Source organism: Streptomyces sp. AgN23 (assembly GCF_001598115.1).
Taxonomy (GTDB): Bacteria; Actinomycetota; Actinomycetes; order Streptomycetales; family Streptomycetaceae; genus Streptomyces; species Streptomyces antimycoticus.
This window is the reverse complement of the sequence record NZ_CP007153.1, coordinates 8,426,708-8,451,028: the sequence shown is the minus strand read 5'-3', so window position 1 is coordinate 8,451,028 and position 24,321 is coordinate 8,426,708. Positions and strand designations below refer to the sequence as shown.

Annotated in this window: 21 protein-coding genes and 1 pseudogene; 8 read left to right on the top strand and 14 right to left on the bottom strand. The window is 72.0% G+C overall.

Features of this window, described 5'->3' with window-relative positions; all coding sequences use genetic code 11:
- Positions 1-3: 3 nt before the first annotated feature.
- Genes AS97_RS36620 through argC form a run of 4 tightly spaced genes read right to left on the bottom strand, consistent with a single transcriptional unit; the run spans position 4 to position 4,347 of the window.
- Positions 4-1,206: an acetylornithine transaminase gene (locus AS97_RS36620; protein ID WP_059147993.1), complete on the bottom strand. Its 1,203-nt coding sequence runs from the start codon at positions 1,204-1,206 to the stop codon at positions 4-6.
- Positions 1,203-2,171: an acetylglutamate kinase gene (gene argB / locus AS97_RS36615; protein WP_125758653.1), complete on the bottom strand. Its 969-nt coding sequence runs from the start codon at positions 2,169-2,171 to the stop codon at positions 1,203-1,205. Before argB ends, AS97_RS36620 begins: the two co-directional genes overlap by 4 nt.
- Entirely contained in the window at positions 2,168-3,322 is a 1,155-nt protein-coding gene (gene argJ / locus AS97_RS36610; protein ID WP_210566405.1) for a bifunctional glutamate N-acetyltransferase/amino-acid acetyltransferase ArgJ, read from the bottom strand. The genes argB and argJ overlap by 4 nt, the downstream gene beginning before the upstream one ends.
- Positions 3,319-4,347 carry an N-acetyl-gamma-glutamyl-phosphate reductase gene (gene argC, locus AS97_RS36605; RefSeq protein WP_086711435.1) on the bottom strand — a complete coding sequence of 343 codons (1,029 nt, stop codon included), beginning with the start codon at positions 4,345-4,347 and terminating at the stop codon, positions 3,319-3,321. Before argC ends, argJ begins: the two co-directional genes overlap by 4 nt.
- Positions 4,348-4,557: 210 nt before the next feature.
- Between argC and AS97_RS36600 the strand changes: the two genes are divergently transcribed.
- A complete protein-coding gene (locus tag AS97_RS36600) occupies positions 4,558-5,250 on the top strand; it encodes a DUF4232 domain-containing protein (protein WP_210566404.1) in 693 nt (230 codons plus the stop codon).
- Positions 5,251-5,267: 17 nt separating this feature from the next.
- Here AS97_RS36600 and AS97_RS36595 read toward each other — a convergent pair whose 3' ends face one another.
- On the bottom strand, positions 5,268-6,068 hold the full coding sequence (locus tag AS97_RS36595; RefSeq protein ID WP_210566403.1) for an SGNH/GDSL hydrolase family protein: 801 nt from the start codon (positions 6,066-6,068) through the stop codon (positions 5,268-5,270).
- A complete protein-coding gene (locus tag AS97_RS36590; protein ID WP_059147999.1) occupies positions 6,055-6,624 on the bottom strand; it encodes a PadR family transcriptional regulator in 570 nt (189 codons plus the stop codon). The genes AS97_RS36595 and AS97_RS36590 overlap by 14 nt, the downstream gene beginning before the upstream one ends.
- A 127-nt stretch (positions 6,625-6,751) precedes the next feature.
- On the opposite strand from AS97_RS36590, the gene AS97_RS36585 reads away from it, so the two are divergent.
- Positions 6,752-7,183: a nuclear transport factor 2 family protein gene (locus tag AS97_RS36585; RefSeq protein ID WP_059148000.1), complete on the top strand. Its 432-nt coding sequence runs from the start codon at positions 6,752-6,754 to the stop codon at positions 7,181-7,183.
- 97 nt (positions 7,184-7,280) lie between these two features.
- Here the strand turns inward: AS97_RS36585 and AS97_RS36580 are convergent, their stop codons facing one another.
- Together AS97_RS36580 and AS97_RS36575 are read right to left on the bottom strand one after the other, a co-directional pair.
- Positions 7,281-8,861 carry an alpha/beta hydrolase gene (locus AS97_RS36580; protein WP_086710959.1) on the bottom strand — a complete coding sequence of 527 codons (1,581 nt, stop codon included), beginning with the start codon at positions 8,859-8,861 and terminating at the stop codon, positions 7,281-7,283.
- Positions 8,862-9,120: 259 nt separating this feature from the next.
- Positions 9,121-11,340, bottom strand: a complete 2,220-nt coding sequence (locus AS97_RS36575) for an NADP-dependent isocitrate dehydrogenase (RefSeq protein WP_210566402.1) — start codon at positions 11,338-11,340, stop codon at positions 9,121-9,123.
- 131 nt (positions 11,341-11,471) lie between these two features.
- Here AS97_RS36575 and AS97_RS36570 point away from each other — a divergent pair, with 131 nt between their 5' ends.
- A complete protein-coding gene (locus AS97_RS36570; RefSeq protein WP_059148003.1) occupies positions 11,472-11,993 on the top strand; it encodes a GNAT family protein in 522 nt (173 codons plus the stop codon).
- 34 nt (positions 11,994-12,027) lie between these two features.
- On the opposite strand, the gene AS97_RS36565 is transcribed toward AS97_RS36570, so the two are convergent.
- Both AS97_RS36565 and AS97_RS36560 read right to left on the bottom strand, forming a co-directional pair.
- Complete coding sequence (locus AS97_RS36565) at positions 12,028-12,600, bottom strand: histidine phosphatase family protein (protein ID WP_093466036.1); 573 nt, start codon at positions 12,598-12,600, stop codon at positions 12,028-12,030.
- Positions 12,601-12,907: 307 nt separating this feature from the next.
- Positions 12,908-14,362 (bottom strand): PLP-dependent aminotransferase family protein, encoded by a 1,455-nt coding sequence (locus tag AS97_RS36560; RefSeq protein ID WP_086710585.1) that lies wholly within the window; start codon positions 14,360-14,362, stop codon positions 12,908-12,910.
- Here AS97_RS36560 and AS97_RS36555 point away from each other — a divergent pair.
- Both AS97_RS36555 and AS97_RS36550 read left to right on the top strand, forming a co-directional pair.
- Positions 14,361-15,329, top strand: a pseudogene (locus AS97_RS36555) (DMT family transporter); the annotation flags it as partial. The gene AS97_RS36560 and the pseudogene AS97_RS36555 sit on opposite strands and share 2 nt — an antisense overlap.
- A 247-nt stretch (positions 15,330-15,576) precedes the next feature.
- Complete coding sequence (locus tag AS97_RS36550; RefSeq protein WP_014056134.1) at positions 15,577-15,783, top strand: DUF1918 domain-containing protein; 207 nt, start codon at positions 15,577-15,579, stop codon at positions 15,781-15,783.
- Positions 15,784-15,801: 18 nt separating this feature from the next.
- On the opposite strand, the gene AS97_RS36545 is transcribed toward AS97_RS36550, so the two are convergent.
- Positions 15,802-17,034 (bottom strand): family 10 glycosylhydrolase, encoded by a 1,233-nt coding sequence (locus AS97_RS36545; protein ID WP_210566401.1) that lies wholly within the window; start codon positions 17,032-17,034, stop codon positions 15,802-15,804.
- A gap of 439 nt (positions 17,035-17,473) precedes the next feature.
- Between AS97_RS36545 and AS97_RS36540 the strand changes: the two genes are divergently transcribed.
- Both AS97_RS36540 and AS97_RS36535 read left to right on the top strand, forming a co-directional pair.
- Positions 17,474-19,792, top strand: a complete 2,319-nt coding sequence (locus AS97_RS36540) for a xyloglucanase (RefSeq protein WP_346161078.1) — start codon at positions 17,474-17,476, stop codon at positions 19,790-19,792.
- A gap of 153 nt (positions 19,793-19,945) precedes the next feature.
- Positions 19,946-20,803 carry a 3-hydroxybutyryl-CoA dehydrogenase gene (locus tag AS97_RS36535; RefSeq protein WP_059148007.1) on the top strand — a complete coding sequence of 286 codons (858 nt, stop codon included), beginning with the start codon at positions 19,946-19,948 and terminating at the stop codon, positions 20,801-20,803.
- 78 nt (positions 20,804-20,881) lie between these two features.
- Here AS97_RS36535 and AS97_RS36530 read toward each other — a convergent pair whose 3' ends face one another.
- Positions 20,882-21,676 carry an MgtC/SapB family protein gene (locus AS97_RS36530; RefSeq protein WP_059148008.1) on the bottom strand — a complete coding sequence of 265 codons (795 nt, stop codon included), beginning with the start codon at positions 21,674-21,676 and terminating at the stop codon, positions 20,882-20,884.
- A gap of 223 nt (positions 21,677-21,899) precedes the next feature.
- Between AS97_RS36530 and AS97_RS36525 the strand changes: the two genes are divergently transcribed.
- A complete protein-coding gene (locus tag AS97_RS36525; protein WP_059148009.1) occupies positions 21,900-22,157 on the top strand; it encodes a hypothetical protein in 258 nt (85 codons plus the stop codon).
- A gap of 24 nt (positions 22,158-22,181) precedes the next feature.
- On the opposite strand, the gene AS97_RS36520 is transcribed toward AS97_RS36525, so the two are convergent.
- Positions 22,182-22,745 (bottom strand): NUDIX hydrolase, encoded by a 564-nt coding sequence (locus AS97_RS36520; protein WP_086710837.1) that lies wholly within the window; start codon positions 22,743-22,745, stop codon positions 22,182-22,184.
- Positions 22,746-22,793: 48 nt separating this feature from the next.
- Entirely contained in the window at positions 22,794-24,131 is a 1,338-nt protein-coding gene (locus AS97_RS36515) for a hypothetical protein (protein ID WP_059148011.1), read from the bottom strand.
- Positions 24,132-24,321: the final 190 nt, after the last annotated feature.

The following is a 24,321-nucleotide window of genomic DNA, read 5'->3' as shown; positions in this document are numbered from 1 at the left end:
TCGTCAGTCTCCGGCTCGTCGTTCCCCGTCACCCTCGCGTGCGGCATCCAGAACGGCGGGCAGCTCCCGGAGGAAGGTGTCCACCTCCTCGTCGGCGATGACGAGCGGCGGGGCGAGCCGGACCACATCCGGCGCGACCGCGTTCACCAGGAGTCCCGCGTCCTGAGCCGCCTGCTGCACCTGCGGTGCGAGGGACTCTGTGAGCACGATACCGAGCAGCAGCCCGGCGCCGCGGACCCGGGCTACCAGAGAGTGGTCGAGCGATTCGATCCCGTTACGCAGCCGCTCCCCCGCCCGCTTGACCCGGTCAAGGATGCCGTCGGCGGCGATCGTGTCGAGGACGGCGAGGGCGGCGGCGCAGGCGACCGGGTTTCCGCCGAAGGTGGATCCGTGCTGACCCGGGGTCAGCAGGCCGGCCGCGGGCCCGAAGGCGAGGGTGGCGCCGATGGGCAGCCCGGCGCCGAGCCCCTTGGCGAGGGTGACGACATCGGGCTCGACGCCCTGCGCCTGGTGCTCGAACCAGTGTCCGGTCCGCCCGATGCCGGTCTGGATCTCGTCGAGCACCAGCAGGGTGCCGGTGGCCCGGGTGATCTCCCGCGCCGCCGCCAGATAGCCGGCCGGCGGCACGATGACGCCGTTCTCGCCCTGGATGGGTTCCACGATGACGAGGGCGGTCTCGGTGGTGACGGCCGCGCGCAGCGCCGCCACGTCCCCGTACGGCACATGCGTGACATCGCCGGGCAGCGGAAGGAACGGTTCCTGCTTGGCGGGCTGTCCGGTCAGCGCGAGGGCGCCCATGGTGCGGCCGTGGAAGCCGCCGCTGGCGGCCACCATATGGGTGCGCCCGGTGCGCCGCCCGATCTTGACGGCTGCCTCGACCGCCTCCGCGCCGGAGTTGGAGAAGTACACGCGCCCGGAGCGGCCGAAGAGCTGGAGCAGCCGCTCGGCGAGCGCCACCGGGGGCTCGGCGACGAAGAGGTTGGAGACATGGCCGAGGGTGGCGATCTGGTCCGATACGGCCCGGACGACGGCGGGGTGGGCATGGCCGAGGGAGTTGACGGCGATACCGCCGACGAAGTCGAGGTATTCCGTGCCGTCCGCGTCCCAGACCTTGGTGCCCTTGCCGTGGGTGAGCGGGAGGCGGGGGGTGCCGTAGTTGTCCATGAGCGCCCCCTGCCAGCGCTGCCTCAGCTCCGCGTTGCTCACTGGTCCTCCCCCTTGTCGCCCTGGTTGTCCTGGTGTCCCTTGCCGCCCTTGTCCTGCTGGTCGATCACGGCCCCGTCCGGCAGGACCATCGTGCCGATGCCCTCGTCGGTGAAGATCTCCAGCAGGATGGCGTGCGGTACGCGTCCGTCCAGCACCCGGGCGGTGGTGACCCCGTGGCGCACGGCGTACAGACAGCCCTCCATCTTCGGCACCATGCCGCTGGCCAGCTCCGGCAGCAGCTTCTCCAGCCGGCTCGCGGTGAGCTTGCTGATCACGTCGTCGCTGTTGGGCCAGTCGGCGTAGAGGCCCTCGACATCGGTGAGCACCACCAGCGTCTCGGCGCCCAGCGCGACGGCGAGCGCGGCGGCGGCCGTATCGGCGTTGACGTTGTAGACATGGCCGTCGTCGGCGCTGCGGGCGATGGAGGAGACGACCGGGATCCGGCCGTCGTCCAGCAGGGCCTGGACCGCGCCGGTGTCGATCTCGGTGATCTGGCCGACCCGGCCGATGTCCACCTGCTCGCCGTCGATCTCGGCGTAGTGCTTGGTGGCGGACATCAGATGGGCGTCCTCGCCGGTCATGCCGACGGCGAGCGGGCCGTGCCGGTTGAGCAGCCCGACCAGTTCGCGCTGGACCTGCCCGGCCAGCACCATCCGTACGACATCCATGGCGTCGTCGGTGGTGACCCGCAGCCCGGCCTTGAACTCGCTCACCAGACCGTGCCGGTCGAGCTGCGCGCTGATCTGGGGGCCGCCGCCGTGGACGACGACGGGGCGCAGTCCCGCGTGGCGCAGGAAGACGACGTCCTGGGCGAAGGCGGCCTTCAGCTCGTCGTCGACCATGGCGTTGCCGCCGAATTTGATCACCACGGTCTTGCCGTGGTGCCGGGTCAGCCAGGGCAGCGCCTCGATGAGGATGCGGGCCTTGGGCAGCGCGGTGTGTTTACGGGCGGTCGGCTCGCTCATGAGGAATACGCGCTGTTCTCGTGGACGTAGTCGGCGGTCAGGTCGTTGGCCCAGATGACCGCCGAGGCGCTGCCCGCGGACAGGTCGGCGGTGATGCGGACCTCGCGGTAGCGCATGTCGACCAGTTCGCGGTCCTCGCCCACCGAGCCGTTCTTGCATACCCAGACGTCGTTGATCGCGACGTTGAGCTGGTCCGGTTCGAAGTCGGCCGAGGTGGTGCCGATCGCGGAGAGCACCCGGCCCCAGTTGGGGTCCTCGCCGTGGACGGCGCACTTGAAGAGGTTGTTACGGGCGATGGAGCGGCCCACCTCCACGGCGTCGTCCTCGGTGGCCGCGCCCACGACCTCGATCCGGATGTCCTTGGAGGCGCCCTCGGCATCCCCGATCAGCTGGCGGGCGAGATCGGCGCAGACCTCGCGGACCGCCTCGGCGAACTCGGCGGCCCCGGGCGTGACGCCGGAGGCGCCGGAGGCCATCAGCAGCACCATGTCGTTGGTGGACATGCAGCCGTCGGAGTCGATCCGGTCGAAGGTGGTGCGGGTGGCGGCGCGCAGTGCGGTGTCCAGCCCGGCGGTGTCCACGTCGGCGTCGGTGGTGAGGACGACGAGCATGGTGGCCAGGCCCGGGGCCAGCATCCCGGCGCCCTTGGCCATACCGCCGACGGTCCAGCCGGCGGGGCTCTGCGCGACGGCCGTCTTGTGGACGGTGTCGGTGGTCTTGATGGCGATGGCGGCCTTCTCGCCGCCGTGCTCGCTCAGGGCGGCGGCGGCCGTCTCGACCCCGGACAGCACCGCGTCCATCGGCAGCCGGACGCCGATGAGCCCGGTCGAGGCGACGGCGACCTCGCCCGCGCTGTGGCCGAGGACGTCCGCGACCTTCTCGGCGGTGGCGTGGGTGTCCTGGAAGCCCAGCGGGCCGGTGCAGGCGTTGGCGCCGCCGGAGTTGAGGACGACGGCCGAGACCTGGCCGCCCTTGAGGACCTGCTCGGACCACAGGACGGGGGCGGCCTTGACGCGGTTGGAGGTGAAGACGGCCGCGGCGGAGAGGCGCGGGCCGGTGTTCACGACGAGTGCGAGGTCGGGGTTTCCGTTCTCCTTGATGCCTGCCGCGACGCCGGAGGCCGTGAAGCCCTGGGCTGCCGTAACGCTCATGGAGCGACTCCGATCGTGGAAAGTCCCAGCTCCTCGGGGAGGCCGAGGGCGATGTTCATGCTCTGCACCGCGCCACCGGCGGTGCCCTTGGTGAGGTTGTCGATGGCGCTGATCACGATGGCGCGGCCGGCCGCCTCGTCATGGGCGACCTGGAGCAGCGCGGCGTTGGATCCGTGGACGGCGGCGGTGGAGGGCCACTGGCCCTCGGGGAGGAGGGTGACGAACGGCTCGTCCCGCAGCGCCTTCTCGTACGCGGCCCGCAGGCTCTCCCCGGTCACCCCGGGCCGGGCCGTGGCGCTGCAGGTGGCGAGGATGCCGCGGGGCATCGGGGCGAGGGTCGGGGTGAAGGAGACCGAGACCCGCTCCCCCGCCGCGGCCGACAGGTTCTGGATCATCTCGGGGGTGTGCCGGTGGCCGCCGCCGACACCGTACGGGCTCATGGAGCCCATGACCTCGCTGCCCAGCAGATGGGGCTTGGGCGCCTTGCCCGCGCCGGAGGTCCCGGAGGCGGCGACGATGACCGCCTCGGGCTCCAGCAGCCCCGCGGCGTACGCCGGGAAGAGGGCGAGGGAGACGGCGGTGGGGTAGCAGCCCGGCACCGCGATGCGCTTGGTGCCCTCCAGCGCGGCGCGGGCGCCGGGCAGCTCGGGCAGGCCGTAGGGCCAGGTCCCGGCGTGCGGCGAACCGTAGAACCGCTCCCAGTCCGCCGCGTCCTTCAGCCGGAAGTCGGCCCCGCAGTCGATGACCAGCACCTGGTCGCCGAGCTGCTCGGCGACGGCGGCGGACTGCCCGTGCGGCAGCGCCAGGAAGACCACGTCATGCCCGGCCAGCGCCTCCGCGGTGGTGGGCTCCAGCACCCGCCCGGCCAGCGGAAGCAGATGGGGCTGCAGCCCGGCGAGGGGCTGCCCGGCGTTGGAGTTGCCGGTCAGGGTGCCGATCTCCACCTCGGGGTGGGCGAGCAGCAGGCGCAGCAGTTCTCCGCCCGCGTATCCGCTCGCGCCCGCCACCGCAGCACGTATGGCCATTACCCTCTTCCTCCCTCACGCGATGGCATGACTATACGATTGATCGCAGCTTTATGCAAAGCCCGTTCTGCGGCCGGCGGTGCGTTCGCGCGACGTGAGTGAGACGTAAGTGAAGCGTTTCCGACACGTCAGTGGCCCCGGGAAAAGTGGTGTTCACACCGCGGGAAACGTCGAAGAGGACTCCCGCACGAAACGCAGGAGAACCTGATCATGCGTACTTCCCGGATTCGTACCGCCGCCCTGGCCACCGTCACCGCCGCGCTCGCGCTGGGCCTGACCGCCTGCGGCGGCGCCGACGGCGACTCGAAGGCGACGGGCGGCGACAAGGGCGCCGGTACCTCGCAGAGCCGGTCCGCGTCCAACGGGGACGCCACCAAGGGCGCCGCGGAGCAGGCCAAGAGCGGCGGTGACACCAAGACGGGCGAGCGCTCGACGACCGCCTCGGGCGGGTCGGACGAGGTCGCGAACAAGGCCACAACGGCCGCCCAGCAGTGCCGCGGCGACGAGATGCTGGTCACCGCGGTGCACCAGCTCGCCGACCAGCAGGGCGACCACCTGCTGATCACCGCGTCGAACGAGGGCGACAAGCCGTGCTGGGTCACCTCGTACCCGTCCGTGAAGCTGGGCGACGACGACTCCGTACTGCCGCTCTCCAAGAAGGACAACGCGGGCGGCGACAAGCGCATCACGCTCCAGCCCGGCAGCACGGCATACAGCGCGGTGAACCTCTTCGACTACGGCTCGGACAACCAGACGGCGCAGTCGTTCGCCATCGCACTGCGCGGCGCGGACGGTCAGGACGGCCCCTTCTACTCCGTCGCCGGCAAGGGCGACAAGCCGCAGTTCAGCTGGAACGAGGCCGACGTGCTGAACTGGAGCACCGAGAAGCCGTACGACTTCTGACGGTCACATCGCTCCGCTCAGCCCGGACGCCTCGCGTCCACCGGGCCCAGGTCCGGGCGCTTGGCGGTGTGGCCGTCGCCGGAGGAGCGACCCCGCAGGCGCCGGGTGAGCCAGGGGCCGAGGAAGGTGGCGGTCCAGCGCAGCTCGGCGGGGGCGGCGCGCCATCCGGTGAGCACGGGCGTCGCCGGCGGGGGCAGCGGGTGGGTCCAGGCGTCGTCGGTGCCGGGGAGGCCGAGGGCGTGGGCGAGTGCGGCGGCGATGCGCTGGTGGCCGAGGGGGCTGGCGTGCAGGCGGTCGGTGCTCCACAGCCGGGGGTCGGCGACGACGGGGTGCCGGCTGGTCTCGGCGACGGTGACGCCGTGGCGCCCGGCGGCTTCGCGGATGCGCTGGTTCAGGGCGACGGCGCGCGGGGCGAGGGGGCGCGCCAGCGGGGTGATACGGGCGGGGTCGGGGAAGGTGAGCGTGGCCACGCGGGCGCCCTGGGCGGTGAGCGCGGCGAACATCGCCTCCAGGTGGTGGGCGACATGGTCGGCGTCGAAGCGGGGGCGCAGCAGGTCGTTGACCCCGGCGACGACAGTGGCCAGATCGGGGCGGAGGGACAGGGCGGGTGCCAGCTGCTCGGCGTGGACCTGCGCGGCGAGGCGGCCCCGTACGGCGAGGTTGGCGTAGGAGAGGCCGGGGTTGTGGTGGGCGAGGTGTTCGGCGAGGCGGTCGGCGAAGCCGCGCAGACCGGTGGCCTCGTCGCCGTCGCCCAGGCCCTCGGTCTGGCTGTCGCCCAGCGCGACGTAGCGACGGTAGGGCGCGTCAGTGCCGGGCATGGGTGTGCTCCCTCTGTCGCAGGACCGTGATCGTGCGCTCGCACCAGTCGCGGTTGCCCTCTTCGAGGGCCAGGCCGCGCAGGCAGGTCAAGTACGGGCCGATGGGGCGGCCGTGGCGAAGGAACTCCTCCTCCGCAAGGTCACCGCGGATCTTCCGCAGCAGCTTGCCGAAGAGGTCGATCTTGGCCCGGGCGAAGGCGGCCCGCTCGGTGAGCTGGTCGATCAGGGTCTCGGTGTCGACGTGGTCGGCGGCCTGGACCTTGACGAGCAGGTCGTCGCGGATGAAGGAGGGCTTCGCGAAGGCGGCCGTGAACTCCTCCAGCTCCGCCAGCCCGGCGTCGGTCACCTGGAACAGGCGCTTGGTGGGGCGGGTCTCCTGGGCCACCTCCCGGCCCGCGATGAGCCCGTCCTTCTCCAGGCGGGTCAGCTCGGCGTAGAGCTGCTGTGGCTGGGCGTGCCAGAAGTTCGCCACGCCGATGTCGAACGCCTTGGTCAGCTGGTATCCGCTCAGCTCCCCGTCGAGCAGCGCTGCCAGCACGGCGTGCCGCAGGGCCATGGGATCGCCTCCTTCATGCCGCTGCCTTCATGCCTCTGCCGCCCGAATGCCTCTGCCGCCGGACGCGGAACCATGGTAGTCATGAAAATGACTAATCACATCCATGACTAGCGAAGGTGGGGCCGCGATGAACGCCGCCGACCGTTTCCGTGCCGCCGTCGACAACAAGGACCTGACCGCCCTGGACGACCTGTTCACCGAGGACATCCGCTTCTACAGCCCCGTCAAGTTCACCCCCTTCGAGGGCAAGCCGATGGTGCTCGGCCTCTTCGGGGTCCTGCTGCGCACGTTCGAGGACTTCCGCTACGTCGGCGACTACACCGGCACCGCGCAGACCAGCGCCGACGGCACCTCCGCCCCGTCGGCGGTGCTGCTCTTCCGCGCCCGGGTGGGCGACAAGGAGATCCACGGCATCGACCTGCTGCATCTCGACGACGACGGCCGGATCAAGGAGTTCACCGTCATGGTCCGGCCCCAGTCCGCCGTCCACGCCCTCGGCGAAGCGGTCCTCGCCGGGCTGGTCGAGGACGGCCTCGCACCGGCGCCCGCGGGCCAGTAGACGCACGTCCGTCGCCACCGAGGCCACACGGACAGCACGCGACGTGGGGCCCCAGCGTGCTGGAGCCCCACCTCACCTCATCGTCCGGCGGGACGGGTCAGGAGCCGTCCGCCATCCCCGGGAGCGCCGGAGGCGTGGGAATGGGCAACTTCTTGAAGCCCTGCTCGCGCTGCGCCGCGGGCGTACGGCACGTCAGATCCTTCGCCGGGAGACGGCCGGTGGACAGATAGCCGGTGGCCGGCTTGTCCGCGCACGACGTGGTGTAGCCGTAGATACCGTGGCCCTCGCCTCCGGCGACGGTGACCATCCGCGAGCCCTTCATGGCCCGGTGCATACCGCGACCGCTGGCGAGCGGCGTCTGCGAGTCCCACTCGTTCTGCAGGATCAGCGCGCCGACCTTGTTGTCGACCTTGGTGGCGGGCTCGCTGCCGTCCCTCTTCCAGAAGGCGCACGGCTTGATGGTGGAGCCGAAGTCCCCGTACAGCGGATACTTCGCCTTCGCCCGCAGCGCGTCGCGGCGGTACTGCTCGGGGTCGCGCGGCCAGTTGCGGGTGTCGGCGCAGACGACGGACCAGAAGGCGGCGGTGCCGTTGTCCGGGGCCGCGGCGCTGCCGAAGGCCGGCCGGCTGGGACGGCTGGGCGCCCTGGACTCGCTGGTGCGGGCCGGAGCCCCGTCGGCCGCCTTCTTCAGCCTGGCGATGGCCTCCGCGCCCTCGCGCACCGTGAAGAACGAGGCCCGGCTGCCGCCGCGGATGTCGTCGCCGGTCAGCTTCTGGCCGTCGAGCTCGATCGGCTCACGGTCGGCCTGGGCGACGAGGTCCCAGAAGGTCGTGCGAACGGCCTCGGGGGTCTTGCCCAGTTTGTAGGTGCTGTGCCGCTGGGCGGTCCACTCGCTCCACCGCGTGAAGGCGGGTTCGGCGCCCTCGGCCCAGATCTGGATCATGCCGCGCCATATCCGTGCCGGGTCCACGGAGCTGTCGAGGACGAATCGGTCGGCACGCCGGGGGAACATCTGCGTGTAGACGGCGCCGAGGTAGGTGCCGTACGAGTACCCGAGGTAGGAGATCTTCTTCTCGCCCAGCACGGCACGGATGACATCCATGTCGCGAGCCGTGTTCCGGGTGGTGATGTGGCGCAGCTTGTCGCCTTGTTCGGTGTCGCACTTCTCGGCGACGGTACGCGCCCACTTCACGTCCCGGGCGAGCGTCTCGTCCCGGTAGGGGCGTTCCCAGCTCTCCTCGACGCCGGTCAGACCACAGGTGACGGGGGAACTCCGGCCCACCCCCCGGGGGTCGAAGCCGACGAGGTCGTACTTCTCCGTCACCGACTTCGGCAGCTCGGTGGCCAGCGAGAGCGGCATGCCGATGCCCGGACCGCCCGGGCCGCCGGGGTTGAGCAGCAGCACACCGCGGCGCTCCGCCGCGGTGCTGGTCTTCATCCGCGATATCGCGACATCGGTCTTCTTGCCGTCGGGGCGGCTGTAGTCCAGCGGGACCTTGATGGTGGCGCACCGGTAGGAGGCCGGAGTGTCGTCGGCGCAGCGGTGCCAGGCCGGCTTCTGACCGAGGTACGGCTCCAGGGGGTTGCCGGCGGCGGAGGCGGTGGCCGGGGCGAGGGCCGGCACCAGGGCCGCGAGGGTGCTCGCCGCCAGGACATGGACGAATGGTCTGGTTCGCACGTGGGGAGTCCTTATGGGCAGTCTGTGTGGTGACGCAATCACCCTTTCTCATGGGGCAGTTGGGGAGAAACCCTCGCTGGGATGGGATGCCCTACGCCGCTGGAGGTACGCACCGGCGGGCATATGGCTCTGAAGTCGTACGCCATCGGCCCCACGCGCGATGGCTTCCGCGGTGGTCGCCCGCGGACAGGGGCCGTGGCGGAGAAAACGCGGCGCCCCGGCCGGAGGTCCGGCCGGGGCGCCGCGGTGCGCCGGGGCGTCAGCCGAGGGTGGCGAGGGCCTGGTTGAAGGTCGCGGACGGGCGCATGACCGCCGCGGCCTTGGCCGTGTTGGGCTGGTAGTAGCCTCCGATGTCGGCCGGGGAGCCCTGGACGGCGAGCAGCTCGTCGACGATCGTCTGCTCCTGGGCGGTGAGCACCTCGGCGAGCTGGGCGAACGCCTTGGCCAGGGCCGCGTCGTCGGTCTGCCGGGCCAGCTCCTGGGCCCAGTACAGGGCCAGGTAGAAGTGGCTGCCGCGGTTGTCGATCCCGCCGACGCGGCGGCTGGGCGACTTGTTCTCGGCGAGGAAGGTGCCGGTCGCCCGGTCGAGAGTGTCGGCGAGGACCTGGGCCCGCGCGTTGCCCGTCTTCTGCGCGAGGTGCTCGAAGCTGACCGCGAGGGCGAGGAACTCGCCCAGGCTGTCCCAGCGCAGGTAGTTCTCCTTGACGAGCTGCTGGACGTGCTTGGGCGCCGAGCCGCCCGCGCCGGTCTCGAACAGCCCGCCGCCGTTGATCAGCGGGACGACCGAGAGCATCTTGGCGCTGGTGCCCAGTTCCAGGATCGGGAACAGGTCGGTCAGGTAGTCACGCAGGACGTTGCCGGTGGCCGAGATCGTGTTCTCGCCGCGGCGGATCCGCTCGAGCGAGAGCTTGATCGCGTCGACCGGCGAGAGGATCTTGATGTCCAGGCCCTCGGTGTCGTGCTCGGGCAGGTACGCCTTGACCTTCTCGATGAGGTTGGCGTCGTGCGCCCGGCCCTCGTCGAGCCAGAAGACGGCCGGGTCGCCGGTGGCGCGGGCGCGGGAGACGGCCAGCTTGACCCAGTCCTTGATCGGCACGTCCTTGGTCTGGCACATCCGGAAGATGTCACCGGCGCCGACGACCTGCTCGATGACCGCGTTGCCCGCCTCGTCCAGGACGCGGACGGTGCCCGTGGTGGGGATCTCGAAGGTCTTGTCGTGGCTGCCGTACTCCTCGGCCTTCTGCGCCATCAGGCCGACGTTGGGCACCGAGCCCATCGTGGCCGGGTCGAAGGCGCCGTTGGCGCGGCAGTCGTCGAGGACGGCCTGGTAGATCCCGGCGTAGCTGCTGTCCGGGATCACCGCGAGGGTGTCGTGCTCCTCGCCGTCCGGGCCCCACATGTGGCCGGAGGTGCGGATCATGGCCGGCATGGAGGCGTCGACGATGACGTCGGACGGCACATGCAGGTTGGTGATGCCGCGGTCGGAGTCGACCATGGCCAGCTCCGGGCCCTCGGCCAGCTCGGCGTCGAAGGACGCCTTGATCGCCGCGCCCTCGGGCAGGGCCTCCAGGCCCTTGAGGATGCCGCCCAGACCGTCGTTCGGGGTCAGACCGGCGGCGGCGAGGGTCTCACCGTGCTCGGCGAAGGTCTTGGGGAAGAAGGCGCGTACGCCGTGGCCGAAGACGATCGGGTCGGAGACCTTCATCATCGTGGCCTTCAGGTGCAGCGAGAACAGCACGCCCTCCGCCTTGGCCCGGGCCACCTGCGCCGAGAGGAACTCGCGCAGCGCCGCGACGCGCATCACGGAGGCGTCCACGACCTCACCCGCCAGCACCGGTACGGACTCGCGCAGCACGGTGGTGGAGCCGTCGTCGCCCGCCAGCTCGATGCGCAGCGAGCCGTCCTCCGGGATCACCACGGACTTCTCGGTGGAGCGGAAGTCGTCGGTGTCCATGTGGGCCACATTGGTCTTGGAATCGGCCGTCCAGGCGCCCATGCGGTGCGGGTTCGCCTTGGCGTAGTTCTTCACCGAGGCGGGGGCGCGGCGGTCGGAGTTGCCCTCGCGCAGCACCGGGTTCACGGCGGAGCCCTTGACCTTGTCGTAACGGGCGCGGATCTCCCGCTCCTCGTCGGTCTTCGGGTCGTCCGGGTAGTCCGGCAGCGCGTAGCCCTGCTCCTGCAGCTCGGCGACCGCGGCCTTCAGCTGCGGGATCGAGGCCGAGATGTTCGGCAGCTTGATGATGTTGGCCTCGGGGGTCTTGGCAAGGTCACCCAGCTCGGTGAGGGCGTCGGGGATGCGCTGGCCCTCTTCGAGGTGCTCCGGGAACTGGGCGATGATGCGCCCCGCCAGAGAGATGTCCCGGCTCTCCACGGTGACCCCGGCCGTCGAGGCGTATGCCTCGATCACCGGCAGGAACGAGTACGTCGCGAGGGCAGGGGCCTCGTCCGTGTGCGTATAGATGATGGTCGAGTCAGTCACCGGGTGCTCCGCTCCACGTCTGCAACATTGCTCGACATCAAGATATCCGGTGCCGGGCGCTTTCCCGAAAGGGCCCTGGGCAGAACGACGCGCCCTGGTCACCGCCCGCGCTTCCTGGGATCGTCCCGTCCATGCCGACGACCTTGCGGGGCGCACAGGTGGTGCTGCGCCCCACCGCCCCCTCCGATGTCCCCGTCCTGGCCGCGATCCGCGCGAAGCCCGAGGTCTACGCGCGCTGGCGGGGCGGCGAGGACCTGGTGGCGGCGGTGCGCGAGGATCTGGCCGACTCCGGCGCCGAGCACCTGAGCATCGAGTACGGGGGCGCGGTGATCGGCATGATCCAGTGGGCGGCCGAGACCGAGCCGGACTACCGGCACGCGAGCATCGACATCTATCTGGACCCGGCGGTACACGGGCGGGGGCTGGGCACCGACGCCGTACGCACCCTGGCCCGCCATCTGATCACCGACCACGGCCACCACCGGATCGTGATCGACCCGGCGGCGGACAACGCCGCCGCGATCCGCTGTTACGGCAAGGTCGGCTTCCGGCCCGTCGGCCTCATGCGGTCCTACGAGCGCGGTCCCGACGGCAGGTGGCACGACGGACTGCTGATGGATCTGCTGGCCGAGGAGATCACGGAGGCTCCGTGAGCGCCGCTGTCACACCCCCGTCCACGCGCGGCCGTCACACCCCGTCCACGCGCAGCCGCCACTCGCCCGCCCGGCCGGTGAGGGTGACCGTGGAGAGCGGGCGTATGTCGACGTTCCAGTAGCAGTGCGGCGGCGCCTTGATCGCGTACATCAGGGCGGCGCGGACCACCCCGGGATCGGCGACTGCCACCATCTTGGCGTGGTCCTCGGCCGGGCGGGTGTCCAGCCAGCCGCCGATCCGCATGATGAACGCGTGCAGCGACTCCCCGCCGTGCGGTACCGAGCGCGGATCGCCGAGCCAGGCGTCCACCTCGCCCGGTTCGCGCGCCATCACATCGGCGAGGGAGCGGCCCGCCCAGCGGCCCATGTCGCAGTCGCGCAGGGCGAGTTGGACCAGCGGGGTGAAGCCCAGCGCATCGCCGGTCTCCCGGCTGCGGGCCGACGGCGAGCAGTAGCGCAGCTCCGCCGCGGCCAGCGGTACGAGCGCGGGGGCCGCGCGCTCGGCGGCGAGCCGGCCCTCCGGGTCCAGCGGCCGGTCGTCACCGAAGCGCTCCCCCAGCCGGGAGGAGCTGCGGCCGGCGGCGACCAGCGTCAGCCGAAACGTCATCCCGGCATCGTACGGTCACGGCCACGGTTCCAGGGCCCGTAACCAGGAGAAGAGCAGGCCCTTTCGGTGCGCGCCGGGTCACCGGGCGGCTCGAAGCGGCCGTCTCGTGAACACCGTGCGCATCGTGGGTGGCGGGCAGGATGCGGACGCCCTGAAGGGGCGCGGGGCCGCGCCGATGTGCGGCTCCGCCGCGGCGCGGGGGCTTTGCCCCTTGACGCCGGGGTCCGGTGCGGAGCCCCCGTCGCGGGAAGGGGCGGGGAGGGGAACCGCCCGCCGCAGGCGGGGCGGCAAGCCCGTCGGGCACCCGCTACGCCCTCCCGAGCACCTCGCCCCACGCGGTGCGCAACCGCCGTACGCCCTCGGCCAGTTCGCCGACGCCCGCCACCGAAGCGAAGCTCAGCCGCACATGCGGCGCGGGCGGTTCGGCGCAGAAGTACGGGCCACCGGGGGCCACGGCGACCCCGGCACGCAGCGCGGCGGAGTCCAGCGCGGTCTCGTCGGCGCCCTGGGGCAGCCGCAGCCACAGGTGGTAGCCGCCGGGCGGGACATACCGCAGCTCCAGGGCGGGCAGCTCGCGCCGTACGGCGGTGACCAGCGCCTCGCGACGGGTGCGCAGCTCGGCGGCCACGTTGCGCAGATGGCGGGGCCAGGAGGGGGCGCCGACCAGTTCCAGGGCGGCCTCCTGGAGCGGGCGGGGCACGAAGAAGCTGTCGACGACCTGGATCGCGCGCAGCCGCCCCAGCGCGGGGCCGCGGGCGGCGAGCGCACCCACCCGCAGACTCGGCGAGGTGGCCTTGGTGAGCGAGCACACATGGACCACCACCCCGTCGGGGTCGTCGGCGGCGAGCGTGGCGGACAGCGGGGGCGCGTCCTCGTGGACGAGCCGGCGGGCGAAGTCGTCCTCGACCACGAACGCGCCCGCCTCACGGGCGATCCGGATCACCTCGCGGCGCCGCTCGGGAGCGAGCATCGCCCCGGTGGGGTTCTGGAACAGCGGCTGGCAGACGAAGACCCGGGCGCCGGTCGCCCGCAGCGCCTCGGCGAGCAGCTCGGGCCGGACCCCCTCGGCGTCCACCGGCACCGGGACGGGCCGCAGCCCGGAGGCGCGGGCGGCGGCGAGCACCCCGGGGTAGGTCGGGGATTCGACGAGGACGGGCGCGCCGGGCGGGGCGAGGGCGCGCAGCGCGCAGGTGAGCGCGGACTGGCCGCCCGCGGTGATCAGTACGTCGGCGGCGCCGAGGGTTCCGCCCGGGCCGCCGATCTCGCGGGCGAACCAGGCGCGCAGCTCGGGGAGCCCCTCCACCGGCGGGCGGCCCCATGCCCCGGGCCGCCGTCCGGCGCGGGCCAGCGCGGCGGACAGCGCCCGCTCCGGCTGGAGCGAGGAGTGCAGATAGCCGTTGTTGAACTCCAGGATCCCGGGCGGTGGGGCGGCGAGCGTGGCCAGGACACCGGAGGCGTCCACCGAGCGCCGCACCGGCTCGCCGGCCGTCTCCACGCTCAGCGCGACCTCCTGCCAGGAGGTGTCACCCGGCAGGGGCGCCCCGGCCCCGGGGCGGTCGGCGCGGAAGGCACCGGCGCCGGGGCGGGTGACCACCAGCCCTTCGGCGGCGAGGGCGGCGAGGGCGCGGGAGACGGTGACCGGGCTCACCCGGTGGCGTTCGACCAGGGCACGACTGGACGGCAGCTTCTCTCCGGGTGAGTAGCGGTCCAGCTCCTCACGCAGCGATTTCGCGAGTTCGGCCACACTGCTACGCTGTTCCATGACAGCACAGGATAGCGCTACTGATGACAGTGCGATAGCGGTGAGCGGCGGCCCCACCGGGGGCCACACCACCGGGGACGGCACCGCCCGGGGCCGGGACGCCACCCCCTCGCCGTCCGCCGCCCGCACCGGCACGGTGCTCGCCATGCTCGGCGTGGCCGCCTTCTCCCTGACCTTCCCCGGCACCGCCTGGGCGCTCACCGGCCTCGGCCCCTGGACGGTGACCACCTGCCGGGTAGTGCTCGCCGCGCTGATCGCGGGCGGCGCACTGGCCGCCCTGCGGGTGCCGGTCCCCGCCCGCCGCCACTGGCCGGGACTGCTGGTCGTGGCGGCCGGGGTCGTCGTGGGCTTCCCGCTGCTGACCACGCTCGCCCTGCAGACCTCCACCACGGCGCACGCGGCGGTGGTGGTCGGCCTGCTGCCGCTCACCACCGCCGCCCTCTCCGCCGTACGCACCGGGGTGCGGCCCTCGCGGACGTTCTGGGCGGCGGCGCTGGCCGGGGCCGTGGTCGTGATCGCCTTCGCGCTGCAGCAGAGCGGCGGCGCGCCCACCGTCGGCGATCTGTATCTGTTCGCCGCGCTGCCGGTGTGCGCGGCGGGCTATGCCGAGGGCGGACGGCTGGCCGGCCATATGCCCGGCTGGCAGGTGATCGGCTGGGCGCTGGTGGGCTGTCTGCCGCTGTCGGTGCTGGGCGCGGTGCTCGCGCTGTCGGCCGAGGACGTCCACCTCGGCGGCCGCGCGGTGGCCGGGCTGCTGTGGCTGGCGGTGGGCTCGCAGTTCGTGGGCATGGTGGTCTGGTACCGGGGGATGGCCGCCATCGGGGTGACGCGGGCCAGCCAGCTCCAACTGGCCCAGCCGCTGCTCACATTGGTGTGGTCGGTACTGCTCCTCGGCGAGAAGCTGACCCCCGCCGCCCCGATCGCCGCCGTGGCGGTGCTGGTGTGCATCGGGGTGACGCAGCGGGCGCGGGTCCCGGCGACGAGGGCCGTACGGACCCCGGCGGCGGGCCGGGCGCAGGGGCTCACGGCCGCGGAGCGGGCAACCGGAGCGACCGGCGGGGCCCCCGAAGGGGCGGACCGGATCCCCGAAGCGGCGGGCCGAGTCCCCGAAGCGGGGGACCGGAATCACCCCCCGGCAGGGGCAAACCAGGACAACCAGCCATAGACTGGCCTCAGGGATCGCATTGCCCTCCAGCGGACAGGAGGTCACGCACATGGAGGCGACCGTAGGCGACAAGCTGCTGGTGCACGGCAGGGTTGTCGGGATTCACGATCGTGTAGCGGAGATCATCGAAGTGCTCGGGACCGACGGGGAACCGCCCTACCGCGTGCGTTACGAGGACGACGGACACGAGTGCCTGTTCTCCCCCGGGCCCGACTCGGTCGTCCGCCATCTGGCCGCCGGACCCGGGCAGCGTTAGCCGGCTCGCGGTCCCGGCTCAGCGGGGCGGACGGACACGATGGGGATAGTGGTCGGCGACCACACGCGCCATGGCGCCGTTGCGGTCGGCGGCCACTTCCTTGGCCGAGAAGTACACATTGCCGCGCACCTGTGGGAAGCCCTGGTCGAAGGTGAGGTGCCGGGACAGCTCCGCCGGGTCCTGCCAGGGTGCGGGTTGGGCAGGGTCGCCCGCCTTGTAGAGCGCCTCGCCGATGTAGAGGTTCACCCCGGTGCCCCGGACCACCTCCGACCACCAGGGGACGAGCGCGGCGTAGTCGGCGGCGGCGAAGCCGATGTTCCAGTAGACCTGCGGGACGATGTAGTCCAGCCATCCCCGCCGCACCCAGGCGCGGGTGTCCGCGTAGAGGTCGTCGTAGGTCTGCACGCCTGCCGTGGTGGCGGACCCCAGCGGGTCGGTGGCCCGGTTGCGCCAGACGCCGAAGGGGCTGATGCCGAACCGCACCCGCCGCTTCAGCCGCTTGACGCGCACGGCGGTCTCGTACACCAGCCGGTCGATGTTGTTCCGCCGCCAGGCCGCCCGGTCCGGGAAGCCCGCGCCGTAGCGCGCGTAGGCGGCGTCGTCGTCGAAGACCTGACCGGCCACCGGATAGGGGTAGAAGTAGTCGTCCCAGTGGACGGCGTCGATGTCATAGCGCGCGACCGCGTCCAGCATGGCGTCCTGGACGAAGCGGCGGACCTCGGGCAGCCCGGGGTTGTAGTAGAGCTTCCCGCCGTACGGCACGACCCACTCGGGGTGCACCCGGGCCGGATGGGTGGGGATCAGCCGGGAGGGGTCGGTGTGGCCAGCGATCCGGTACGGGTTGAACCAGGCGTGCAGCTCGAGACCGCGCCGGTGCGCCTCGCGCACGGCGGTGCCCAGCGGATCCCAGCCCGGGTCCCGGCCCTGGACGCCGGTGAGGCACTCCGCCCACGGCTCGTACGGTGAGGGCCACAGCGCGTCCGCCGTCGGCCGCACCTGGAAGACCACCGCGTTGAGCCGGCGGCGCACGGCGGTGTCCAGGAAGCTCAGCAGCTCGGCCCGCTGCCGGTCCGCGGTGAGACCGGGTTTGGACGGCCAGTCGCGGTTGGCGACGGTGGCCAGCCACATCCCGCGGAACTCGGGCCGGTGCTCATCGCCCCGCCCCTGCGCCAGCGCGTCGCCCGCCGTGACGGGGGCGGCCAGGGCTCCGGCGGCCGCCACCGTCAGACTTCTGCGCGTGATCGGACCCATGCCCAACTCCTCGCCTCGGTCGTGTCGCCAACGTAGCGCCGCCGCCCGCCACCGGCCGGGGCCGCGGCCTCAGGAGGCCGTCTCCCTTCCGGCCCCGGGCGAGCATCGCTCCGGAGGGCAACGCCTACGCGCCAGGGGCGCCACCCGGCGGTGACCGGGCGGCCCGTGCGGCGGCGTCGCGCGCCCGGGGCGATCTGGCCATACGGCCGGCGCGGAGGCAACTCCCGCTGATGATGGGGCCCTTGTGGGCGCCCGGCAATGCTTATCGCCAATCCTGGCCGCGGAAGCCCAACACCCCTCGAGTACCGCTTGACTTCACCCTTCTCGCACGGCCATCCGGCCGCTAGCATCGGATGACGCACGCATGGGAGCGCTCCCAAATACCTCACCCGCAGGGCCAGCACCCCTCACTACCTCCACGTCCGGAGAGGAAGTTCCCGTGCGCAGCAAAGGCAGCAGACCGCTCGGCGCGCTCATGGCCGCGCTGGCACTCGTCGGCGGCTTACTCACCGCCGCCGCCTCCCCCGCGGCGGCCCGCCCCGAACCGGCCCCCGCCCGGGGCACCGCCCAGGCCGACGCCTCCACCTGGAAGAACGTCCGCGTGGACGGCGGCGGCTTCGTCCCCGGCATCGTCTTCAACCGCAAGGAGAAGAACCTCGCCTACGCCCGCACCGACATCGGCGGCGCCTACCGCTGGGACCAGTCCGGCAAGCGGTGGGTGCCGCTGCTGGACTCGCTCGACTGGGACCACTGGGGCTGGACCGGGGTGGTGAGCCTGGCCAGCGACTCCGTGGATCCCGACAAGGTCTACGTGGCGGCCGGTACGTACACCAACAGCTGGGACCCGGGCAACGGCGCCATCCTGCGCTCGTCCAACCGGGGCGCCAGCTGGCAGTCCACCACCCTCCCCTTCAAGCTGGGCGGCAATATGCCCGGCCGCGGCATGGGGGAACGGCTGGCGGTCGACCCCCACAAGAACAGCGTGCTCTACCTCGGCGCGCCGAGCGGCAACGGGCTGTGGCGCTCCACCGACTCCGGGGTCACCTGGTCGAAGGTGACGTCCTTCCCCAACCCCGGCACCTACGTCCAGGACGCGAGCGACACCAGCGGCTATCTGAGCGACAACCAGGGCGTGGTGTGGGTGACCTTCGACGAGCGCACCGGTTCTTCCGGCAGCGCGACGAAGACCGTCTACGTGGGCGTGGCCGACAAGAACAACACCGTCTACCGCTCGACGGACGCGGGCGCCACCTGGTCGCGGGTGGCCGGGCAGCCGACCGGCTATCTCTCCCACAAGGGCGTCCTCGATACCGAGAACGGCTATCTGTACCTCACCACCAGCGACAAGGGCGGCCCGTACGACGGGGAGAAGGGCCAGGTGTGGCGGTATGCCACGGCCACCGGGGAGTGGAAGAACATCAGCCCCATGACGGACGCCGACACCTACTTCGGCTACAGCGGGCTCACGGTGGACCGGCAGAAGCCCGGCACGCTGATGGTGACCGGCTACAGCTCCTGGTGGCCGGACACCCAGATCTTCCGCTCCACCGACTCCGGCGCCACCTGGACCCGGGCCTGGGACTTCACCAGCTACCCCAACCGGTCCTTCCGCTACACCCAGGACGTCAGTGCCGTCCCCTGGCTGACCTTCGGCGCCAACCCCTCCCCGCCCGAAGTGACCCCGAAGCTGGGCTGGATGACCGAGGCTCTGGAGATCGACCCGTTCGACTCCCGCCGGATGATGTACGGCACCGGTGCGACGGTCTACGGCACCGAGAACCTCGCGAACTGGGACACGGGCGGCACCATCACCATCACGCCCATGGTCAAGGGCCTGGAGGAGACGGCGGTCAACGACCTGGCCAGCCCGCCCACCGGCGCCCCGCTGCTCAGCGCGCTCGGTGACATCGGGGGCTTCCGCCACACCGACCTCGACGCGGTGCCCGCGAGGATGTACACCTCGCCGACGTTCACCACGACCACCAGCCTGGACTACGCCGAGACCAACGCGAACACCGTGGTCCGGGTGGGCAACAACGACTCCGCCCCGCGGATCGCCTTCTCGACCGACAACGGCGCCAACTGGTTCCAGGGCAGCGAGCCGGCCGGGGTCACCGGCGGCGGCACGGTGGCCGCGGCGGCCGACGGCAGCGGCTTCGTCTGGGCCCCGGAGGGCACCTCGGCCGTCTACCACACCACCGGTTTCGGCAACTCCTGGGCGGCGTCGAGCGGTATCCCGGCCGGGGCCGTCGTGGAGTCCGACCGCAAGAACCCGAAGACGTTCTACGGCTTCAAGGCGGGCATCTTCTACGTCTCCACCGACGGCGGCGCCACCTTCACCGCCAGGCCGTCCTCCGGGCTGCCGGCCGACGGCCCGGTGCGGTTCAAGGCGCTGCCGGGCGCCGAGGGCGACATCTGGCTCGCGGGCGGCAGCACGGCCGGGGCCTACGGGCTGTGGCACTCCACGGACTCCGGCGCGACCTTCACCAAACTGGGCGGCGTCCAGCAGGCGGACACCATCGGCTTCGGCAAGGCGGCGCCGGGCGCCTCGTACCAGGCGCTCTACACCAGCGCGAAGATCGGCGGGGTGCGCGGCATCTTCCGCTCCACCGACGCCGGGGCGAGCTGGACCCGGATCAACGACGACGCCCACCAGTGGGGCTGGACGGGCGGCGCGATCACCGGCGACCCACGGGTCTACGGACGGGTCTACGTGGCCACCAACGGCCGCGGCATCCTGCGCGGCGACGCCTCGTGACGGTGGTGTGAGAGCCCCGTGCGCAAGGCGGGGACGGGGCGGGCCGGGGCCGGGAATCCGGCCCCGGCCCGCCCCTCGCCGATAACCGGAGGGTAACGTCTGGGGCGACAGGGGGACGACACAACGGACAGTTGGACCAGCGAAAGGCACGATGTGACCGACATCGAACGCGTCGGAGTGGTGGGCTGTGGCCAGATGGGTGCGGGCATCGCGGAGGTGTGCGCCCGCTCCGGCCTGGACGTCATGGTCGCGGAGACCACGGGCGAGGCCCTGGAGATAGGGCGCACCCGGCTGACCAACTCCCTCGGCAAGGCCGCGGAGCGCGGCAAGATCACCGAGGAGCAGCGCGACGCGACGCTGGACCGGCTGAGCTTCACCACCGACCTGGGGGAATTCGCCGACCGTGACCTCGTGATCGAGGCGGTCGTCGAGAACGAGCAGGTCAAGACGGAGATCTTCCAGGTCCTCGACCAGGTGGTGACCCGCCCGGACGCGATCCTCGCCTCCAACACCTCCTCCATCCCGCTGGTCAAGCTGGCCGTCGCCACCTCCCGGCCGGATCAGGTGATCGGCATCCACTTCTTCAACCCGGCGCCGGTGCAGGCACTGGTGGAGCTGATCCCGGCGCTCACCACCGGTGAGGAGACCATCAAGCGGACCGAGGCGCTGGTCCACGACGTCCTGGACAAACACGCCATCCGCGCCCAGGACCGCGCGGGGTTCGTGGTCAACGCGCTGCTCATCCCGTATCTGCTCTCCGCCATCCGGATGTTCGAGTCCGGGATCGCCAGCCGCGAGGACATCGACAACGGCATGGAGATGGGCTGCGCCCATCCGATGGGCCCGCTGAAGCTGTCCGATCTGATCGGCCTGGACACGATCGCGGCGATCGCCGACTCGATGTACGGCGAGTACAAGGAGCCGCTGTACGCCGCTCCCCCGCTGCTGCTGCGGATGGTGGACGCGGGCCGGATGGGACGCAAGTCGGGCTCGGGCTTCTACACGTACTGAGCGCGGACCGGGAGCCGGCCACGGACCGGGGTCGCACCGGCGCCATCGCCTCGCCCTCGTCACTTTGGGTCGTCGGGGTCACTCCGAATCGTCGAGGTCGCGGCCCGCGTCGGCGCCGAGGACGCCGTCCAGCTCGGAGATCGCCCCGACCAGCCGGAGGACGTCCCCGGCACCCTCGAGTGCGAGCTGCACCTCGGCGACGCCGGTATCGGCGGGCCGGGCCTCCTCCTCGGCCCGGACGATCCGGGTGGTGCGGTCCCGGCCCTTCCACGGCGCCCGGTCCACCCGGACCCGCAGCACCCGGTACCCGGCGGCCGTACACAGCTCCAGGACGCGTGGCAGCAGCCCGGCGCCCACCCGGTAGGACAGCTGCAACTCCACCCGTTCGGCCGACCAGAGGGCCGGCAGCCGACGGGTGAGCAGCGGATAGCCGCGGATCACCAGGAAGTGCACCGCGGTGACCGCGGTGGCCAGCAGGGCCAGACCACCGCCGCAGGCCATGCCCACCGCACAGGTGAGCCAGACGGTCGCCGCGGTGGTCAGCCCGTGGACGGCATCGCGCCGGACGAAGATCAGGCCACCGCCGATGAAGCCGATACCGGAGACGACCTGCGCCGCCACCCGTGAGGGGTCCAGGCCGACGTGGTCGCGCAACAGCACATCGGTGAAGCCGTACTGGGAGACCTGCATGAACAGCGCGCTGCCCACGCCCACCAGGGTGTGGGTGCGCAGCCCGGCGCTCTTCTGCTGCACCGCCCTCTCGAGCCCGATCAGGGTGGACAGCACCAGCGCGATGCCGAGCTCGGCGAACTGCCGGACTCCCTGGTCGATACCGAATTCCCACATCGGAGCGGCGATCAGTCGCACATCCATCCCTTCTGTCCGGTCCATCCGATCCATCAGGTCTGTCCGCCCCTCGCGGTCCCTCCCTTCGGCCGCCGTCCCCCCTGAGTACCCGCTGAGTACGGCCTTTCGCACGGGGTGTGCGCCGGTGACTCACACACCACCCCCACACACGCTCCCGCACCACCTGGGCATGCGCTTGACTCGGAGCGTCACCACTGCACGGACGTTACATCCGGAAGGGGATCAACCCGTGACCACCGAGCCCGAGCAAGCCGCGTTAGCCGTGGAGCTCACGGAACTGCGCCGGACCGTCGAAGTGGGCTTCACCCGCGTCGACGGCCGGCTCGCCCTGCTCGACCACCGAGGAGAGCAGGCTGAGGAGGACGTGAACCAACTGGGCGGACGGATGCGGATACTGGAGCACGGACGCTGGCCGCTGCCCTCCATCGCCGCCCTGACCGGGGTGACCGCCCTGGCCCTGGCGATATGGCAGGCAGCGGGACACTAGCGCCGGCGCGGACGGCGGCCCGGCCTACCCGAGCCTGATGTGGTGGAGCAGCAGCAGCGCGGCCGCCATGTTGGCCGCGGGCACCTCACCGCGTGCGACCAGGTCGGGCACCATCTTCAGCGGCACCCACTCGCGGCGGTCCGACTCGAAGTCGTCCTCCGGGTGCCCGACGTACGATGCCTCCTCGGCCCAGTAGATGTGGTGCCGTGCGTCGGTGAGCCCGTTGGACGGCTCGACGGAGAGCAGATGGCGCAGCGGGCCGGGCCGCCAGCCGGTCTCCTCCTCCATCTCCCGGGCCGCGGCGTCGGCGATGTCCTCACCGTCCTCGACGACGCCCGCGGCCAGCTCCCAGCCCCAGGCGTCGGTGATGAACCGGTGACGCCACAGCAGCAGCACCTCGTTGGCCGCGTTCACCACCGTGGCCACGGCCACGGGACGGAGCCGGATCAGATAGTGGTCCAGATGGCGCCCGTCGGGGAGCCGGACATCGGCGAGGTTGACCCGGAACCATCGGTTCTCGTACACGGTCCGCTCCCTGAGGTTCTTCCATCGCACTGTCAGCCACCTTTCGTCGAAACGGGAGGCCATCGTGGGCCACCCGCTGACGAGAGTGCGGACCGCGAGCGGAACCGCTGGTCACAGAGGGACGCGCAGTGCCCCGTCGATGAGCGCGGCGGCCTCGGCTGTCGCGGCGCTTCCGCTGGCCGCGAGGTGCTCCCGCACCGCCCGCAACCGGTCGCGTAACCGCTGGGACTCCATGCCCCGCGCGCGCTCGGTCATCTCCACCGCCGTGGCGCCCGCCCGGTCCACGTCGCCCTGACGCAGCTCGATATGGGTGAGCATGGCGAGCCGGTGCACCCGGCCCCGGTCGTGCGCGGGGGTGCCGACCGCGGCGGTGGCGTGCTCGCGGGCGCCGCCGAGGTCGCCGAGGCTCAGCAGTGCCTCGGCCACCTGAACGTTCACCAGACCCGGCTGGACATAGCCGGTCTCGTCGGGCTCCTGACCCGGTCTGATCCGGTCGGCGGCGGTCTCGGCACGCCGGATGCAGGACAGCGCCCCGGCGCCGTCGCCGAGCCGGGCGTACGCCTTGGCCTGCATGGCGTAGAGGTCGGCGGCGAGCGCGGGGGTGATCTGGGAGCCCGCGGCGCGCAGCGCCGATTCGGCGAAGGCGACCGCCTGCCGGTACTCCTTCATGAAGAGGGACTGGTTGACCAGCAGCGCTATGACATAGGCGCCCAGACCCCGGTCGCCACTGGCCTTGGCGAGCCGCAGCGCCTGGTGGAAGTAGCGCTGGGCCAGGCCGTGCGTATTGGAGTCGTACGCGCAGATCCCGGCGATGGCCACCAGGCCGCCGGTCGCCCGGTGCAGCTGGCGGCCGGTGTCATCGGCGTAGCTGCCGCGCAGCAGCGGTGCGGCCTCGGAGTTGAGGAATCCCACCACCCGGGTCCGGGTCGCGACACCGCCGGCCTTGCGGTACATCTGCTCGTAGTGGGCGCGGGCGGCGCGCAGCGTCTCGATGTCGGTCATGCTGACCCGGGTCAGACCGCGCCGGGAGACATCGGAGTCCTCGGGAGGGTTCTCCCACTCCCACACCGGGATGACGGCCGGGGTGCCGGTGACCGCCGGGGCCTCGACGACATGCGGGCGCTGCTGTTCGTCGGAGCGCCACAGCGCGGTGGCACGCTCGACGAATCCGGAGAGCGGGGTGGCGGGCCCCCGGCGGCTGCTGGGGGTGCCGAGGCCGATGTCGTCCAGGGTGAGGGCGCGGTGCAGCCGCTCGCCCAGCACCTCGCAGATGAGGTCCGGCACCTGGCCGCGCGGCCGCTGACCCTTCAGCCACCGGGCCACCGCGGTGTGTTCGTACCGCAGCTTCATCCCCCGGGCCCGGCCTGCCTCGTTGACATGCGCGGCCAGTCCGGCGTGGGAGACTCCGGCTTCGTCGAGCACGGAGTCGAGCAGTGTGTTGGGCTCCATCTCGCCCTCCCGAAACGCTCGGTGGCGCCAGCGTAGTGGAGGGGGATTCGCACGGGGTGTGAACGGGCGGGGTGGGGTGGGGTGTTGGCCTTTCCCCCACCCGCCCCTTCCCGATACCAGGGGCCCCGCCCCTGGACCCCGAAGGCTGGGGCGAAACCCCGGTTGGGGAGGGGTCGGGGAGGGAAGCGGC